The following is a 17,242-nucleotide window of genomic DNA, read 5'->3' on the forward strand; positions in this document are numbered from 1 at the left end:
CCTGTAAAACGGAGTTCACCAAGCTATTGACCATTTATAACGCCCCAACACAGGCCCTTGGAAACAGCAATCCAACCGTCGCCTTTGGCCTGACCCCCGTGACTTACTACGAGTCGCAACTGCCATTCATAGACCTGATGAAGTCAGCCCGAAGCTGGTTGGGTCACTCATCGACAAAATGGGGCGAGTTGTCAACGCAGGACATCGAAGCAGGCGGGCATTTGGATGAAGATGGCTGGGTCAAGGACATCCCCGAAGGCATGAATTCCATCGGCACCGTCTGGGACCTGAACGGCGCATATGATTTATCCGAAGGACCGGAGATTTTCGTCGTCAAGTATGAAGGTGCGGGCACAGTCAAAATTGGGGGCCAGCACGTTAACGTTCTATCGCAGAAGGACGGCGAAATTACCTTCAGCTACAGCGGTGGCAATGTACTGCTGGACATCTCAGAAACAGACCCTTCGAACACCGGCGACTACATTCGCAATATTTCGGTCGTAAATCAGGATCATGTCGAACTGCACGAGGCGGGTGCGATTTTCAATCCCGAATGGCTTGATGTGGTGGCTGATGCCCGGCAACTGCGCTTCATGGATTGGATGGATACCAATGCATCAACCGTAACATCATGGGAAGATTACCCCACTGCAGATGCCGTAAACTGGACCCCAGTACCCGTAGAGGTGATGGTGCAACTGGCCAACGAGGCCGGCATCGATCCTTGGTTTAACATGCCACACACAGCAAGTGATGAATTCGTCCGGGAATTCGCGCAATACGTTCGCGACAATCTTGACCCCGAACTGACTGCTCGCGTGGAATGGTCAAATGAAGTGTGGAATTCCGCCTTCGGCCAAAGCAATTGGGCCAAGGACCAAGCCATCGAAGAATGGGGCGAAAGCGGCTATGACGGTGTGCTGTCCTATCAGGCCAAACGCGCCACCGAAGTTGCCCTGATTTGGGAAGAGGTCTTTGCAGAAACCGAAGGCAGTCCTGAACTGATCAATGTGTTGGGCTCCCGGCCAAACCAGACCTGGAGTAACGAACAAGTTTTGACCGCTCCCCTTTGGGAAGACAATGAACCCGAAGGTTACGTCGCACCGCACACCGTATTTAATGAGCTGGGTATCACAACCTACTTCGGCAACAACATAATCGCTGACGAGGCCACACGGCTTGAATTGATTGACAAAATTCAAGACCCGTCTGCTGATGCGAGCGCGTGGTTAACGGAAAAACTATTAGATCCCGAGCATTCCAAATCCATCCCCGACATCTTGCGCGGCCTCGAACAGGCAAAGGTGGTTGCCGACCAGTATGGCGTCAAGCTTGTCGCCTACGAAGGTGGGCAACACGTACACCACAGCTTTGCTGTCGATGGCCTCTCGCAAGAGCAGATTGACGCCGTGAATGCCTTTATGACCGACTACGTCAGAAGTCAGGATATGGCTGATCTCTATGAAGAGCTGTACAACGGATGGGCAAATGTCGCTGAAAACCCGTTCATGCAGTTCGGAGACGTTGGCCGGCCCAGCCAGTGGGGCTCATGGGCGATATTGTCAGATCTCGATGATAGCAATCCGCGCGCAGAGTACCTGCTCGATAAACTTGCGAGTGACACCGCATGGTGGGACAGCGAAGGGAATGATGCCTACCTCCAAGGCAAAACAGAGATTGGGACCGCTGGGAATGATCAGCTTGTCGGCACAGATGCCGAAGACTACCTAATAGGCGGCGAAGGCGACGATGATTTCTACGGAGCCATGGGCCGTGATGGTATCAATGGCGGCACCGGAAATGACCGCTTATACCTCTCAGGCACACGTTCTGAATACAGCATCAAGGCTGACGGCAACGGATATCTAATAACCGGCCCAGACGGAGATAAATTTGCCATCAACATCGAAAGATTCGCCTTCCTCGATGGCGAAGAAGTCTCTCTTGAGGATTTTCTGGATGGAACAACTGATACAGTTTCAGAAAACCCCGACGAAAACGCTGAAACTGGGGACCAAGGCGATTCAGCTGGGGATAGTTCCGAAGACTTGGAGGGGCCGGCTCCAGAGAGCGACGGCTCAATCGAGAACAACGTGGAAGACGACCAAGCCTCAAATGACAATTATGATCCAGAAGCTATATATATGACCAACGCCGCCGATGAGTTTCTTGGCAAAGGCGATGATGACATCGTCTACGGCCGAGCCGGAGCCGATATCCTCCGCGGCCGCTCAGGGGATGACAGGTTGGATGGCGGGGCAGATCATGATCTCGTCGACGGCAACAAGGGCAATGACTCCCTAAGTGGAGGTCATGGAAATGACACCTTGAGAGGGGGGCCAGGAGAGGATGTTCTGCACGGGAATAACGATCAGGATATCCTGGTCGGCAAATCCGGGGACGACCAGTTAAACGGTGGTCGGGGCAACGACACATTAAAGGGCGGCGATGGCCATGATCGCTTTTACTTCACAGCAGGGGACGGTCAGGATGTTATCGCTGATTTCGATCAGTTCGATTCACTAGACCTTGAAGGCTACTTCCTGGACGGCCGATCATTGTCAGCGGAATTGACATCTGAAGATGACAAAGGAAACGCTGTCATCTCCAACGGAAGCGACAGCATCACCTTGCTAGGCCTCAGCGAGTTCGAACTGGACAATTGGTTGTTTATCGCCTGAACTCTACATTTTGGGGCCAAGGTTACTGATATGATCTTTCCTTTGCTTTTTGCAAAGCCCGAGAAAGCACCCAAACTGCTGTAATTCACACTGAACCGATTCGAAGATCGGAGCGTCAATCAATCGCGGAATTGGAATGCAGATTTAGGTGTTACGGCTCAACTCTGGGCGCGGCACTGGATTCGACATGAGGGCCAAAACAACCACGACTAAAATCATCATAACACCACAGGCAACATATGCGAATAATGCAAACCAGATCGAGGCACCTGACAACAATGCAGTTGCTGACGCAATCAAACCAATCAGAATTGATAAGAATACGATCCCAGCCATTGCATCACTCCTCTGTTTTGCACACGTCGGGTTCCACCCCGGCTTGCATACAATTTTGCTTCTCCAGAGTGTCCCCACTCATTGCGGCAATAATTGGGCGCAAACGTGCAAATTCGCCTCAATTCACGTTTTAATACAAAGAACGTAACATTCACAGCGGCACGTATTTTCACCTTTAAAATCGGCGGAAAACCTCTTGGAGGGGGATAAGGAATGTTGCACAAAGAGCACGTTCATTCTGCAGGAAAGTAGCCGCACGCAACATTTTTGCGAATTTGGACAATATTTACAGTAACATGGTCTCTCGAAGTTAAACGCCCATTCAACGTGAAGCCTATAGAACCATGATTATGAAACGGATTATCACGCTTTTATTCACACTGACGCTGGTCCCGCTGTTCGCTGCTGCAGGACAGGCCCAAGAGAGTTACCGAATCAAACCCGGTGACGTCATTCGAATCGAAGTTCTGGAAGACAGCAGCATCAACCGCGACGCGTTGGTACTCCCCGACGGCCGGGTTTCAGTTCCCCTCGCAGGTACTGTTCAGGCTGGTGGTCGCACGCTCAGCCAAGTCAAAAGCAGCGTTATAGATGAGTTGAGCCCCAACTTCGCCAGCCCTCCTACCGTTTTTGTTTCACTGGCGCGGCTCGCTGAACCCGAAATCACTTTCCCAAGCGCAAGCACCGCAGCCGTCGAAGACACAATTCCTATCTATGTTTTGGGACAGGTCGCGAATCCAGGCAAAGTACAAGTGGCCGAAGGTACAACGCTCTTGCAAATGCTGGCCGAAATTGGCGGTTTTTCTAGATTTGCTGCAAAGAAACGCGTACAGTTACGTCGCAGAGATTCATCAGGCAAAGAACGCGTATATAATGTGAACTATAGAAGCATCCTCGAGGGGAAATCCAACATCGGCATGACCGTGATGGCCCCAGGAGATGTCATAATCGTACCGGAAAGACGCCTGTTCGAATAAACTAACGAACGAGAGAGCAGTGAAAATCAGGCCCCTTTTTCCCCTCGCACTTGCGGGTATCTCAGGCTGGATCACCTACCCGCTAGTCGCACAGGAAGCCCGTCCTATTTCAGCGACCCTGGATTTGAGCCAACGTTTCGAGAGCGGTGACAACCTCGCTCTCGAAAGCCCGAGCGAGGGCACCACAAATCTGTCAACAACCTCGCTGACATTCAACCTCAACTCGGCGACTGAGACACAGGCGTTGGATTTTTCCGTAGGCGGCTTGCTGCGTCTTGGGGATCTCCCCGAAAATTCGGATGCCTCAACTGGTTTTGGCGAACCGCACGTGCGCCTTGGGTATGATCGCAATACCGGCAATGCTGCTCTGTCATTCGATACTTTCTATCGCCAGAACGAAGTCGGCTTTTTACGCCCTCTGGACGATTTCACTGATGCAGATGGCAACATCAATCTTCCGCCGGATTTCAATGATCTTAACGGAACAGGCACCCGTGATCGGTACGGATTTGATACATCTCTTGAAATTGGCCAGAACGCGCCGCTTGGATTTATTTTTGACGCAAGTGCTGACGCACTTGAATACAATGATGTCTCCGCGGGCAGTGACTTAAATGATAACTGGCGTGCCGCTGCAGGCATCACCACACTCTTCCGCGCTTCAGAAACGACGACCGGTCGTCTGGAACTGGATTACAGCCGGTTTGAGGAAGAAAATGACGAAGACACCAAGCGCGATCGTTATTCCGCTTTGGCTGGCGTCACTTATGAGCTCGATCAAATCACGACGCTGGATTTTGGCCTCGGCTACGAAGAGATCGTCACGCATGAAACCACGGGCACTGAAACCGAGGCTGGCCCCATTGGAAGAATAGGTTATGCCCGCATCATGCCAAATGGCACTGCCGACGTATCGTTAGAATCAACCCGCGACCAAAGTGGTCAACGCTACACCTTTGAGGCCGGGCGCAGCTTGAATTTGGCACTTGGGCAGGAGCTTTCGACATCTCTTGGCGTTACCACACTGGATGGCGAAGATCCGAATATCATTGGCGGGATCGAATTCCTAAGAGAACTCGACAGCAGCCGCCTCCGCTTCAGTGCTAATCGTCAGGTGTTGACCGATAGCGATGACGAAGAGCGCCTGACCAACCGCGTTGGCCTTGGGTATGATTATGACATCAATTCAATTTCCGGCCTGGGCATTAATTTCGGCTACTCACTTGCCGAGGGTAACGCCTTTTCAAATGAAGTCGAGCGCACATCGACCGAAATCAGCTATAGGCGGTCCCTTACAGAAGAATGGTCTTTGCGTTCTGGTGTTTTGTACGAATACCGGGCTGAAGAAAACGATGACGATGCGGATTCAACGTCAATATTCGTGACTCTGGACCGCACCTTTGATCTTTTGAATTAACCTCTCCCGGTCCGGCGAACTTGTTTCTGGGACACAATGCTGTTTTGCAAGATAACATGCGCCAGACGCCCTACCAAATTCGAGCGATGCCCCTGCTGTTGTGGGCACTGCTGCTGGCCTGCGTCGTGCCTGAATGTATCTTGATCGGTGCTGATCAAGGGTGGTGGGGCACCAATCGCTGGCGCCCCGACAGCTACGCTTATGGCGCGTTTTGGGCGGGGCTTCTAAAGGGCTGGCTGCCCAACTACCCGTTTCAGCCGTATGTGATGTTTATCAGCTATGCATTCCTGCACGCGGGATTTTGGCATCTCCTGGTCAACATGGTCGTTCTGATGGCATTAGGACGACACACCATTGGGCGGATCGGACCTTGGAAATTCACTCTTTTCTACTTGCTGTGCATTCTGGGGGGGGGCATCGGCTTTGCCGAAATGACCAACACTCTCCAACCAATGGTTGGGGCCTCTGGCGCCCTGTTCGGCCTGATCGCGGCGAACCTAGTATGGCATGTGCTCGATAATCAGGACGAAAGTACACCACTTTACAAAGCACTCCTGCGACCAGTTTTCGCCTTGCTTATTATTAATCTCGGCAGCCTCTTGATTGCATCTGGACAAGTAGCCTGGGAAACCCACCTTGGCGGAACAATCACCGGCCTAGCGTTGGCCCCTCTGTTTCGAAAACCATGAAGCTGCACCCTTATTTAGGTGGCGCAAACTCGGCTTCGATGCGAACTCGATCTCAATCCACCTTAGATTAACAGTTCGTTTACCCATGTGAGCCCACAATCAGGGTGTCATGATTTCTGTCTCCAATATTCAGACCAGGCAATCCGAGAACAGGCGTGTCACTCGTTGTAACATATCTGGTGCAGGTTTGCCTGAGCAATTGGTGTTCGACGGCACGACAAACCGCATTTTGCCCGCCAGCCCTACACGGCAGGACTGGATAGCAGTTGCCCTCATCTATCCTGCCATGCTGCGCGGCCAGCCGCTCCATATCGACGGGCCGGTTTCTCCGACCCTGCTCTTTAATCTTAACAATGACATTCAGGCGCTGCTTCAGTACTTCAATCCTGAACTCTCCAAGGTAACGGTCACCGCCCACCCCACATCTCTAAAGTCAGCAGCCCAAGGCACCGATACCGGCACCGGATTTTCCGCCGGGGTCGATTCCTTTGCAACGCTTGCCACCTTCACCGAGCCAAATACCCCACCTTTTTACCGCCTTTCCAGCCTTTCCACCTTCAACGTCGGCGCGATGGGTTCGGTCAGCGCCTCGGCCCCGCTTTATCATCGCTACAGTCAACGCGTCAGGAACTTCGCGAGCCAACATCAGTTGAATTGGAACACTTTGGACAGCAATCTGGCCGATTTCTACTTCGAAGCATCCGCGAATTTTGTGCGCACCAGTTGCCTGCGCAATGCAGCTGCCGCGTTGTTCTTTCAGGACCTGCACAAATGCTACCTCTATTCGTCAAGTTACCCCTACCCTGACACGAACAAATCGCACGATGAACTGGGGTATCTTGAGTCAGTTCTCCTCCCACTGCTTTCAACAGAAAACATCACCTTCCCACTCGCTGGTGCTGGACTGAAACGCACGGAAAAGATTTCCAAGGTGGCGCAATTCCGGCCAGCGCACAAGGCATTGGATGTATGTGTTGCTCCCGCCAGAACACGAATGTCATCGGTGCAGATCAATTGTTCGCGCTGCCGCAAATGCACGCGAACCATGCTCAATCTAGACATCCTCGGTAACCTTTCGGCCTTTTCAGATGTGTTCGATATCGCATTCTTTCATAGAAATCGCAGCGCCATCATCAAAGAATACGAAATCGGCGCACTTAAGGGCTGGCCCTTGGATTTGGATGTCATCGAACTGATGCGCAGAACGGAATATGAAGGGCGTTTGACCATTCCTGCTCAGCTTGAACTCACGGCACACAAGGCCAAAACGATACTGCGCAGGGTCATTCCCCTCACAGCGTAATTCGAGAAATTTACTGTAGGTCCACCTGCGCGCGCGCCACTTCATCTTCGGGATCATCTGCCTCAGCCTTCACCAGATCCTCGGTGGTCAGTGGATGACCCCGACCCAGCGCAGATTGCAGTTCAATATATCCGATTGCAATGTCTCGCTGGCTTTGCGCCAATGATGTCCGTGACGATGCCAGAGAACGCTCGCGATCCAGCACGTCCAGAACCGTGATATTGCCGCCACTTGCCACCAGTTCACGCGAAAGGGCCAACGAGCGCTGGTCCAGATCAACAGCCCTTTGCGCGGCTCGTGTCGCCCGTTTAGCAGCACCAAGCAACGCCTGCGCATTCTCCACTTCTTCAACCGCCTGAATGACGGCGGCACGCCACTGCAGATAAGCTTGGCTTGCGCGCGCATCTGCGGCATCGACTTCAGCCGCCAAGGCGGGTTGCGTAAAGACGGGCAATACCAATCCCGCCAAAATCGTTTCCAGCGGCGCACTCGGCCCGTTGTAACCCCCCGAAATGATCCCGCTCAGAGTCAGGCTGGGATAGCGCGCAGCATTTGCAGCACTCATATCCGAGATGGCCGCCGCATAAAGACGCTCTGCTCGCTGAATATCTGGGCGTGCCCGCAACAGATCTGCCGGAATGCCTGGATCCGTGACCCCCGATGGCAAGGGTTGATGGCCTTTGTATCCCAGATCAACATTCAATAGGCCGACAGGTCGGCCAAGAAGCGTCGCCAGACGATTGCGCTGACGGATAATGTTACTTTCAATCAGCGGAATCTCAGATTCCGTTTCCGCCAGCAGTGACTGCGCGCGCAACAGATCAAGCTGGGTCGCCTCGCCTGCGTTCAACTGCTTTTGAATGTCATTGATCGTTTTTTGCCGTGAAGCTTGGTCCTGTGCACGACGCTTACGCGTGGTCTGAAAGAACCTGAGCTCAGTATAGGCGTTCGAGATCTCGGCGAGAACCGCACGCTGGGCTTCCCGTTCATCGTCCTCAGCGGCCTCAAGACGTGCTTGCGCCGCTGCGCCACGATGCCCTGCTTCATTTGCCAAATTGATCTGCGCTTCAATGCTGGCTTCGATCCGCTCTTGTCCTGGATCGCGACCGCTAAATTCAACCGTACCGTCACCCGTGACCGCAACACGCGCGCCGCGCAAATTGGCCTCGGCTTCCTTTAACCGGGCCTGCGCTTCGGCAATGGACAGGTTGTCAGCCAGCCCACGTGCGACCAGACCGTTCAAAACCGGATCATTGAAATTCAACCACCATTCCGTATCTGCGCGCGACGGCGCCTTGACCGGCGCGATGACGCTATAGACATCCGGCAAATCTATCTCGGGCTCGGTATATTGCCCCATATCCCCACAAGCCGATAAAGCGACCGCAAGCGGGATCCACTTCAAACATTTCATTGAGCACTGCTCTCAAACTGCCTCGTGCATCCGGCGTGGCCACATCTGACGGTGGCCTACTGCGCGAACGCTTTCCCAACGGTACCATGAATTTGGCAAATTGCACAAATTTCGCCACAATTACGGCGCTTTGTGCACAGGCTGTTGTAATCTTGCGGCACCGTTGATGGCTTATTCCCGAAAGGCCCGGCGGAAAAACACAGTCATTGGCTCTATCAAATATGCCAAGGCAGAGCGCTCAGTCGTTTCGATAAACGTATCCACCGGCATCCCCGGCAACAGTTTTTCGTCACCAAGCTTGGCCAATTCTTCCTCGAACGGCATGATTTCTGCGTTGTAATAGTTCATGCCGGTGTTTTCATCTTTCACAACATCCGCCGACACCCGCGTCACTTCGCCCCTCAACTCGGGGATTTCGCTTTGATCCAACCCCGGGAACCGAAGCGACGCTTCTTGACCAACATAAACGTTATTCACATTCACCGCCTCGATCTTGGTCGACACGATCAGGTCCTGATCCTGTGGAATAATATAGAGGAGTGGTTCCGCCGCCCGCACCACCGACTGTTCCGCAAAAACTTGTAGGTTGTAAACAATCCCATCCATTGGCGAGCGGATATCAAGCCGTGAGAGCGTATCCTCCAAATCAATGCGACGCTCAACCAGTTCGATCTCACGAAATTGCAGGTCGCGCAGCGTGGTCACCGCTTCTTCGCGTCGCTCGGTTTTCAGCTGCAGCAACGCGATATCGTTACTGGTGGCCTGCCCCCGCAATTCGGCGATTTCCGCCTCGAGCCGGCCAATCTGCCCCGTCAACCCGGCATGTTCACGCTTTAGCTCGTTCACGCGCGACGCCTGGATCAACTGGTTCTTCAAAAGCTCCTTTTGGCCGTCCAACTCGGACTGCATCAGATCCGATTGCACCTGAAGAGAATCTAGTTGCGCATTGATCCCTTCAATCCGTTTGTCGATCTGATTGTTCTGTTCACTCAACAGACGCGCCTCTTGTTCCAGACTTTGCTTGCGCGCCTCAAATAGAGTGCGCCCGCCCTGCATCATGCGGTCAATTTCCTCGTCACGTTTTGCAATTTCCAAAAGTTCCGGTGGAAACTCAATTTCACCAGCCGAATCGCGCTCTGCCTCAAGGCGTGATTTTCGGGTGGCAATTTCATACAACTGCCCATTTACAATCGCCAGTTCCGACCGCAATTGCCGCCCATCCAACCGGATCAGGATGTCGCCCTTTCTGACTTCGTCACTTTCGTCGATCAAGATAGCCCCTACAACGCCCCCATCGGGATGCTGAACCACTTGCCGGTTGGTTTCGACCTCGATCATACCCTGACTGACAACAGCACCAGACAGACGGGCCTTAATGCTCCACACACCCAAACCACCAATCAGTGCAACCAGTGCGATGGCACCGGCCACCAATGGGCCAGTGGCACGCCATACCTTTACCGGATCTGGTTCCTGCATGGTCAATTCGCCACCTTACTCTTCAATGTTTTGCGCAGCGGCTCAACATTTCTGAGCTTCTTTTGCATCACTTCATCACGAGGGCCAAAGGCTGTGGCCACGCCATTCTCGACCACCATCAGCAAATCGCATTCGGCAATCGCTGCTGGGCGGTGTGTCATCAATATGATCGACCTGCCAGAGCTTTTGAACTCACGCACAGTCCTGTTAAGCGCTTCTGATCCTTCTGCGTCCAACATTGAATTCGGCTCATCCAGAATCAATAGAACCGGATCACCGAACAGCGCGCGCGCCAATGCGATCCGTTGCCGTTGCCCGCCCGACAGCTGATTTTCGTTGCCATCCAAATAGGTGTTATAACCCTTGGGCAATTGCATGATCATCTCATGCGCGTTCGCTCCTTTGGCGGCCTTCACCACCATCGACGAATCCGGATTGGTTGACATCCGTGCAATGTTCTCGGCCACAGTCCCAGGGAAAAGCGAAACCGACTGCGGCAAATACCCGATGTGCGCGCCCAGCGCATCAGGGCTATATTGATCCAGCGTCGCGCCGCCAAGGCGGATCTCACCCGCAACAATAGGCCAATATCCCATCAAGGCACGTGCCAAGGTCGACTTGCCCGAGCCGCTGCGCCCAATCACACCAAGCGCCTCTCCGGGACGGAGGTCAAAGGTTACGTTGCGCAGAGTCGGTATATTCTGTCCCGGTGGGATGACTGTCATGCTTTTGGCGGCAAGCCGAGGGTTTGGCACCGGCAGTTCCGTCAACACGGGCCGTGGCGGAACTTTTTCCAGAAAACGACCCAATGATTTCCAACCGCTGCGCGCGCGCTGGATCACTGGCCAGTTGCCCATCGACTGTTCAATCGGGGCCAGCGCACGCCCCATCAGGATAGATCCGGCAATCATTGACCCCGGCGTCAATTGCCCCCGGATCACCAGCAATGCACCTGCGCCCAGCATCATCGATTGTAAAAACAAGCGAAATGACTTGGTCACAGACGTAAAGCTTCCTGTCCAGTCATTTGCCTGAACCGCTTGCGACAATGCTGCATTTCGCAAACTCACAAACCGATGGCGCATATTCGTCGCCAAACCTTGGCTCAGAACAATCTCGCTTCCCGCACGCGCCTGATCGGCAAAGTTATGTGCCTGCTGGCTGGCGTTTTGCGCCATACGAACCTGGTCGCCGGTCATCGACTGGTTGATCAGCGCCAACACGATAATCACCAGCCCGCCGCAAACCGCTAACCACCCCAGCAAAGGGTGAAACAGAAAAATCGCCGCAATGAATATCGGCGCCCAAGGCATATCAAAGATCGCCAGCAACACGGGCGATATAAATAGGCCTTGTAATGAGTCGAGGTCACGCAACGCCCCAGACGAAGCCGCATGCTCCTGAGGATCGGCCGAGCGATACAAGGTCGCCTCAAACAACCGACCATCCAGTGTGGCCTGAAACCGTGCCCCCACCCGAGCCATCACTCGCCCCCGGGCGTAATCAAGGATCGCCATCAATAAATACAACGCACCCACCAGAATGGTCAGCGCTGTCAACGTCTCCAACGATCTTGAGGCTAGCACCCGGTCATAGACCTGCAGCATATAGAGCGGCCCGGTCAGCATCAGCAGGTTCACAAAAATCGAAAACACGAAGGCCCAAGCCAAAAGCGTAAGCCCCTTGCGCCGCGCGGCGTGCAATTCTGGTAAACCAGGAGTCATCTGTTCTTGCATAGTGTCGATCTAACCTTGAGGCATCTGTTGGCCGCCTTCAGGATCACCCTGAAGGATAACGTGGAAACATTTTATTAAACGTCACCAGATTACACGGATACTCAATCACAATTTCTGCGTCTCATAAAGTCTTTCACTTCCGCGCGCCATTCCATAGCATGCCAAAAAGCAGCGAACTCTTGCCAATCCCCTATCCGGTGCCCTCTGAATGACGCTTTGGACCAGATTATACGATAAGTTGACCGGACGCGAAGCGACGTTCCAGTCGGTACTCGCACCTGATTCTCCCTTTGTCGCCATCGGTGACATACACGGGCGTCTCGACCTACTTGAGCCTTTACTGGCAAAAATTCAGCAGAACGCCCCAGATCTGCCGCTGATCTTCTTGGGGGATTATGTTGATCGCGGGCCAGACAGCGCGGGTGTGCTGGCGCGGCTTAAGTCTCTCGAGGAGACCTCAAAACAGCAAGTGGTCTCCCTGCTTGGCAATCATGACGTGATGATGCTCAGCTTTCTCGACACTCCCGAGCAAGAAGGGCCGCGCTGGCTCAGATATGGCGGTGAACAGACGCTGGAAAGTTTCGGGCTCTCTACAGCCAATCAATCGATGACCACGCTCCGCGATCAATTACTCGAAAACATTGATCCCGCGCTGTTGGAGTGGCTTCGTGCGCGCCCCGTGGTCTGGCAAAGCGGCAATGTGATCGCCTCCCATGCCGGTGGCAACCCCAACCGCCCGATCGAGCCGCACCGCGGACACAGCCTGTTATGGGGTCACGCTGACATCCACACCACCCCCCGCACAGATGGCCTTTGGATGGTCCACGGTCATTTTGCCGGCGACGAGGCCTATGTCAAAGACGGCCGCATCTGCATCGATACCCGCGCGCATAGTTCTGGGGTGCTCACGGCAGCAATCATTTCACAAGAAGGGATCGAATTTCTATCGACGTAACCCCAATCCACTTAACCGTAGCGCACCTCTTTCAGGGGTGCACCTGAAGGGTGGGCAATTCCTGCCCACCTCTCCACCACATGAGCAGATAAAGAGTTACTATCGGCCTCTGCCTTGCATCTATAGATTGCACCCAGCGTATCGTCAGGACATAATCTTGAGTATGCAGATTCTCGGCACAACTTCCCTATCCAACGTCGCCCTCAACATCTTGATCATCGATGGAGACCTGCGCCTGCACCCAATCATCACCCGGTTGGTGGATGCTGAAACGCTGCAGAAAATGGGCGCCAAACAGGCTCGGTCAGGGGAAAAGTAATATGGGTGTGATTATAGAACCGTCTGAAGATGCGGCGATTGATTTTGCCCGGTTAACCGCTTCGGACGGGCAGGGTGAAACGTATTTCAAGAAACAGCGAGAGTTTCTGGACAGTGAGAAAAATCGAATTCGCCGCGAGAGTTCTCGCGAGCTCTTTGAGGCAGCTCAGAAAGCTGGCACAGTTGCAAAAGCATATGAATCCGATATCTGGAGAAACTTGAAAACCCCAATGCCAGCCGAACTATACCCGGACCGGCTGCTATTGGGCAAAGGGCTGAGGTTGTTTGATTATGATGGGGCCTGCGCTTCCGGCCCCTTCGTCAGCAGCCGCTTTCGGGATGTCGTCGAAGAGTTTGACCCTGACATGCATGATTTTTGTCCAGTTGCGGTCGAAGGCCATGATGGCGAAGAACTGGGCACACATTATTTTTGTCGGTTCCTGCAGCCCCTGAATACGATCCGGGTTGAGCGCAGCAAGAACGTCAAACAGGTGATGGAAGGTGGTTCCCGTGGGGACCTTTCGGCTCTACGTGTCAATGATCTGTCAGAGTTTTCTGTCTATGCGGATAGGATTGAAGGCCGCGGTGCCTGGCGAGATATGCGCGCGCCGTACTTCGATTTCGTTTCAAATGCGTTGTGGCAACGGATGCAAGAGGCGGGCCTGAGCGTCGGGACCTACGTGCATTTCGACGAATATTGATCTGCGAATTCATAAAGTTTTAAGCATGTTTTGGGGTCAGCAATTTTGCCCACCACCTAACTGTCTCAACTCCAATTTCCCCCGTTTTATCTGACCACAAATACCTCCGCCGGAGGCAAACCCCGAGGCGGAGGCCAAAGGCCGACAACGAGACATCCTGCGCGCCGCAGGCGCACACTTTCTTCCCCGCGGACTTTTGTACAAAACCCGCGTACAACATATACAAGTTGCACACAATTTTTAGTAAAAACTCTGTGGGTCGATGTCCACGCTCAGGCGAAATTGATTGGATTGTTTGACCTGCGAAATCCACGCTTTGATGGCGGGCTGCAACGCCGCCCCTTTCGGAGCTTTGACCAACAAACGCACCCGGTGCCGCCCCCTGATCCGGGCAATCGGGGCTGGCGCAGGGCCAAACACCTGCGCCCCAATCTGCCGGATCGGCCCATCGCGACGCGCTAATTCCGCCCCGAGTTCAAACACTTCCTGCAAATCCGGCGATGACAGAATGATCCCGGCCATCCGCCCAAAGGGCGGCACGCCAACCTGTCGCCGCTCGGATGCCTCGGTCTGCCAAAACCCTTCTTCATCTCCCGCCAAAATAGCACGAATGACCGGATGTTCGGGCTGATAGGTCTGCAACAGCGCCGTCCCCGGAGTTTCCGCCCGCCCGGCACGCCCCGCAACCTGCCGCATCAATTGAAAGGTTCTTTCCGCCGCCCGCATGTCTGAGCCCTGCAAACCAAGATCAGAATCGATCACCCCAACCAGTGTAAGCCTGGGAAAGTTATGGCCTTTTGCCACCAGCTGCGTCCCGATAATGATATCCGCACCGCCTGCGGCGATGTCTTCGATCTGCTGTTTCAACGCCCGCGCCGACGCATAAAGGTCCGACGACAGCGTTGCCACACGTGCTTGTGGAAACAAACTCACGGCCTCTTCACTCAACCGCTCCACACCCGGCCCAACAGCCGCCAAACGATCCTCGGCCCCGCAACTTGGGCAAACTTCTGGAATCGCTTCGCTTTCCCCACACTGGTGGCAAATCAGACGCTTCTGAAACCGGTGCTCGACCAATGTGGCGTCGCAGTCTTTGCAGCCAATCTGGTGCCCACAGGCCCGGCAGATCGTGACCGGCGCATAGCCCCGTCGGTTGATAAACAAAAGTGCCTGCTCTCCTTTTGAGATCCTATTACTCACTGCCTTTTCAAGGCTTTGCGAAATCCAACGGTTTGAAGGCAGTTTTTCCAACCGCATATCGATGGCCCTGAAATCCGGCATAACCGAGGGGCCAAAGCGCGATGTCAGCTCAATCTTCTTATACTTCCCCGCTTCAGCATTCGCCCATGTCTCCAGACTGGGCGTAGCCGAGGCTAACACCACCTGTGCCCCACAGATGGAGGCCCGCAAAACGGCCATGTCGCGCGCATTATACAGCACGCCATCCTCTTGCTTGTAAGAGGTGTCATGCTCTTCATCGACCACGATCAGGCCAAGGTTCTGATAGGGCAAAAACAGCGCCGATCTAGCACCGACCACAACCTGACAACCGCCCTGCCCGACCATTTTCCACAATCGGCGCCGCTCAGTCATGGTGACACCCGAGTGCCACTCCCCCGCTCGCGCCCCGAACCGCGCCTCGAACCGTTTGAGAAACTCCGCCGTCAGAGCGATTTCAGGAAGCAAAACCAGTGCCTGCCGCCCGTGCTTCACCGCCTCCGCCACGGCCTCAAGATAGACCTCCGTTTTCCCAGACCCAGTGACACCGCGCAAAAGCGTGGTGCCATAGTCGCCGCCTTTGACACCTTCGCGCAACAACTCTGCCGCAGCGGCCTGATCGTCACTCAAAGTCTTTCCTACACGTGTTGAATCCAGTCGGGCGAAAGGCAGATCGCGGGGGGTGTCCTCTTCCAAGACACAACTCTGTGCTACGAGCCCTTTGATCACTGAGGACGACACTCCGGCCTGTTTGGCCAGTTCTCCAAGCGTAAATGACAATCCGCCGTATTCTTCCAACACATCCAGCACGCACTTACGCGCCTCTGTCTCGCGGCTCGGTCGCCCCGAACCAAGGCGATAGATCTTTTGCATCGAAGGGGGATTGCTCAGTCCCGGCGCGCGAGTGGCCAGCCGCAACATTGATGAAAGCGGCGTCAGCGTATAGTCCGCCGCGCGCTGCAAAAACACCTGTAGTTCTTCCCGCATCGGTACGGCGTCCAGCGCACGGATGACTGACCGAATGCGCCCCTTGTGGTAATCACCTTTTCCCGCCCCCCAGACGACGCCAATCACTTTGCGCGGGCCCAAAGGCACTTCTACGAATGCGCCGACAAAACACCCACCTTCGGGCGCGCGGTAGTCCAACACCCGGTCCAGCGGTTGCGCGGTAAGCACGCCAACCAGTTCACCTTCATCAAAAAAGCCCGATACGCTCACCGGCCCGCTGGCTGTCACCTTTACTGCCCTTTCAGTTTCATCGGGGGTTTCGGCCTCCCACTCTATGCGGTAAATGCAAAAGAGAAAAACCCCAACCGGCATAAAGGGCCCCGTTATGAAATTTTTCGTAGATACCGCCGAAGTCGATGAGATCGCAGAACTGAACGCCTTGGGCATGGTTGATGGGGTCACAACCAACCCATCACTGATTATGAAATCGGGCCGCGACATTCTGGAAGTCACCAAAGAGATCGCCGAGATGGTTGAAGGTCCGGTCAGTGCCGAGGTGGTTGCGTTGGAAGCCGATCAGATGATTGAAGAAGGCCGCAAATTGGCCAAGATCGCACCGAACATCGCCGTGAAAGTGCCTCTGACATGGGCCGGATTGAAAGCCTGCAACGTGCTGACTGACGAAGGAAACATGGTCAACGTTACCCTGTGCTTCTCAGCCAATCAGGCACTTTTGGCTGCTAAGGCGGGTGCAACGTTTATCAGTCCCTTCATCGGCCGTCTGGACGACATCAACCTTGATGGGATGGAACTGATCGCGGATATCCGCCAGATCTATGACAACTACGGTTTTGACACGCAGATCCTTTCGGCCTCTATCCGCACGGTAAACCACGCCTATCAGGCCGCCATGGTTGGATCGGACGTAATGACCGCCCCGCCAAAGGTCATCAAGCAAATGGCCGAACACCCGCTGACCGACAAGGGCCTTGCGTCGTTTATGGCCGACTGGGAAAAAACAGGGCAGAAAATCCTGTAAGGCATGTTATAAAGGCCTCAAAAATATATCG

Annotated in this window: 14 protein-coding genes; 9 read left to right on the plus strand and 5 right to left on the minus strand. The window is 54.1% G+C overall.

The genetic code is table 11. The annotated features are described in order from the left end of the window. Window positions 1–26 precede the first annotated feature (26 nt). Window positions 27–2,681: a calcium-binding protein gene (locus tag ROA7450_RS07185; RefSeq protein ID WP_085805003.1), complete on the plus strand. Its 2,655-nt coding sequence runs from the start codon at window positions 27–29 to the stop codon at window positions 2,679–2,681. Between the two features lie 144 nt (window positions 2,682–2,825). Here ROA7450_RS07185 and ROA7450_RS07190 read toward each other — a convergent pair whose 3' ends face one another. Next, window positions 2,826–3,017: a hypothetical protein gene (locus tag ROA7450_RS07190; protein WP_085805004.1), complete on the minus strand. Its 192-nt coding sequence runs from the start codon at window positions 3,015–3,017 to the stop codon at window positions 2,826–2,828. A 350-nt stretch (window positions 3,018–3,367) separates the two neighbouring features. Here ROA7450_RS07190 and ROA7450_RS07195 point away from each other — a divergent pair, with 350 nt between their 5' ends. From ROA7450_RS07195 to ROA7450_RS07210, 4 genes are all read left to right on the plus strand, one after another. Continuing rightward, window positions 3,368–3,994, plus strand: a complete 627-nt coding sequence (locus tag ROA7450_RS07195) for a polysaccharide biosynthesis/export family protein (RefSeq protein WP_085805062.1) — start codon at window positions 3,368–3,370, stop codon at window positions 3,992–3,994. A 19-nt stretch (window positions 3,995–4,013) separates the two neighbouring features. Then, window positions 4,014–5,411, plus strand: a complete 1,398-nt coding sequence (locus tag ROA7450_RS07200; protein ID WP_085805005.1) for a TonB-dependent receptor — start codon at window positions 4,014–4,016, stop codon at window positions 5,409–5,411. Window positions 5,412–5,467: 56 nt separating this feature from the next. Beyond that, window positions 5,468–6,100, plus strand: a complete 633-nt coding sequence (locus ROA7450_RS07205) for a rhomboid family intramembrane serine protease (RefSeq protein ID WP_085805006.1) — start codon at window positions 5,468–5,470, stop codon at window positions 6,098–6,100. Between the two features lie 187 nt (window positions 6,101–6,287). Beyond that, complete coding sequence (locus ROA7450_RS07210) at window positions 6,288–7,403, plus strand: hypothetical protein (RefSeq protein ID WP_143534386.1); 1,116 nt, start codon at window positions 6,288–6,290, stop codon at window positions 7,401–7,403. A 10-nt stretch (window positions 7,404–7,413) separates the two neighbouring features. Here the strand turns inward: ROA7450_RS07210 and ROA7450_RS07215 are convergent, their stop codons facing one another. The 3 genes from ROA7450_RS07215 to ROA7450_RS07225 form a co-directional block, all read right to left on the minus strand. Beyond that, window positions 7,414–8,817: an efflux transporter outer membrane subunit gene (locus ROA7450_RS07215; RefSeq protein WP_085805008.1), complete on the minus strand. Its 1,404-nt coding sequence runs from the start codon at window positions 8,815–8,817 to the stop codon at window positions 7,414–7,416. 171 nt (window positions 8,818–8,988) lie between these two features. After that, window positions 8,989–10,296: an HlyD family type I secretion periplasmic adaptor subunit gene (locus ROA7450_RS07220; RefSeq protein WP_085805009.1), complete on the minus strand. Its 1,308-nt coding sequence runs from the start codon at window positions 10,294–10,296 to the stop codon at window positions 8,989–8,991. A 2-nt stretch (window positions 10,297–10,298) separates the two neighbouring features. Continuing rightward, window positions 10,299–12,032: a type I secretion system permease/ATPase gene (locus tag ROA7450_RS07225; protein WP_085805010.1), complete on the minus strand. Its 1,734-nt coding sequence runs from the start codon at window positions 12,030–12,032 to the stop codon at window positions 10,299–10,301. A gap of 208 nt (window positions 12,033–12,240) precedes the next feature. On the opposite strand from ROA7450_RS07225, the gene ROA7450_RS07230 reads away from it, so the two are divergent. The 3 genes from ROA7450_RS07230 to ROA7450_RS07235 all read left to right on the plus strand — a co-directional run bounded on the left by ROA7450_RS07230 (window position 12,241) and on the right by ROA7450_RS07235 (window position 14,006). After that, on the plus strand, window positions 12,241–12,987 hold the full coding sequence (locus ROA7450_RS07230) for a metallophosphoesterase (RefSeq protein ID WP_085805011.1): 747 nt from the start codon (window positions 12,241–12,243) through the stop codon (window positions 12,985–12,987). A gap of 157 nt (window positions 12,988–13,144) precedes the next feature. Further along, the gene (locus ROA7450_RS20960; RefSeq protein WP_159454016.1) at window positions 13,145–13,306 is read left to right on the plus strand and encodes a hypothetical protein; all 162 of its coding nucleotides are present in this window, start codon (window positions 13,145–13,147) and stop codon (window positions 13,304–13,306) included. A 1-nt stretch (window position 13,307) separates the two neighbouring features. Beyond that, window positions 13,308–14,006, plus strand: coding sequence for an imm11 family protein (locus ROA7450_RS07235; RefSeq protein WP_085805012.1), 699 nt, complete (start codon window positions 13,308–13,310; stop codon window positions 14,004–14,006). Window positions 14,007–14,246: 240 nt separating this feature from the next. Here ROA7450_RS07235 and ROA7450_RS07240 read toward each other — a convergent pair whose 3' ends face one another. Then, window positions 14,247–16,544 carry a primosomal protein N' gene (locus tag ROA7450_RS07240; protein ID WP_085805013.1) on the minus strand — a complete coding sequence of 766 codons (2,298 nt, stop codon included), beginning with the start codon at window positions 16,542–16,544 and terminating at the stop codon, window positions 14,247–14,249. 13 nt (window positions 16,545–16,557) lie between these two features. Between ROA7450_RS07240 and fsa the strand changes: the two genes are divergently transcribed. Continuing rightward, complete coding sequence (gene fsa / locus ROA7450_RS07245; RefSeq protein ID WP_085805014.1) at window positions 16,558–17,211, plus strand: fructose-6-phosphate aldolase; 654 nt, start codon at window positions 16,558–16,560, stop codon at window positions 17,209–17,211. Window positions 17,212–17,242 lie beyond the last annotated feature (31 nt).

This window comes from Roseovarius albus (assembly GCF_900172335.1).
Taxonomy (GTDB): Bacteria; Pseudomonadota; Alphaproteobacteria; order Rhodobacterales; family Rhodobacteraceae; genus Roseovarius; species Roseovarius albus.

What these genes read in the sequence shown, in the direction of transcription:
- ROA7450_RS07190 (WP_085805004.1), bottom strand. Translation starts at nt 3,017, where the DNA reads ATGGCTGGGATCGTATTCTTATCAATTCTGATTGGTTTGATTGCGTCA.
- ROA7450_RS07240 (WP_085805013.1), bottom strand. Translation starts at nt 16,544, where the DNA reads ATGCCGGTTGGGGTTTTTCTCTTTTGCATTTACCGCATAGAGTGGGAG.
- ROA7450_RS07230 (WP_085805011.1), top strand. Translation starts at nt 12,241, where the DNA reads ATGACGCTTTGGACCAGATTATACGATAAGTTGACCGGACGCGAAGCG.
- ROA7450_RS07195 (WP_085805062.1), top strand. Translation starts at nt 3,368, where the DNA reads ATGAAACGGATTATCACGCTTTTATTCACACTGACGCTGGTCCCGCTG.
- fsa (WP_085805014.1), top strand. Translation starts at nt 16,558, where the DNA reads ATGAAATTTTTCGTAGATACCGCCGAAGTCGATGAGATCGCAGAACTG.
- ROA7450_RS07225 (WP_085805010.1), bottom strand. Translation starts at nt 12,032, where the DNA reads ATGCAAGAACAGATGACTCCTGGTTTACCAGAATTGCACGCCGCGCGG.
- ROA7450_RS07215 (WP_085805008.1), bottom strand. Translation starts at nt 8,817, where the DNA reads ATGAAATGTTTGAAGTGGATCCCGCTTGCGGTCGCTTTATCGGCTTGT.
- ROA7450_RS07235 (WP_085805012.1), top strand. Translation starts at nt 13,308, where the DNA reads ATGGGTGTGATTATAGAACCGTCTGAAGATGCGGCGATTGATTTTGCC.
- ROA7450_RS07220 (WP_085805009.1), bottom strand. Translation starts at nt 10,296, where the DNA reads ATGCAGGAACCAGATCCGGTAAAGGTATGGCGTGCCACTGGCCCATTG.
- ROA7450_RS07205 (WP_085805006.1), top strand. Translation starts at nt 5,468, where the DNA reads ATGCGCCAGACGCCCTACCAAATTCGAGCGATGCCCCTGCTGTTGTGG.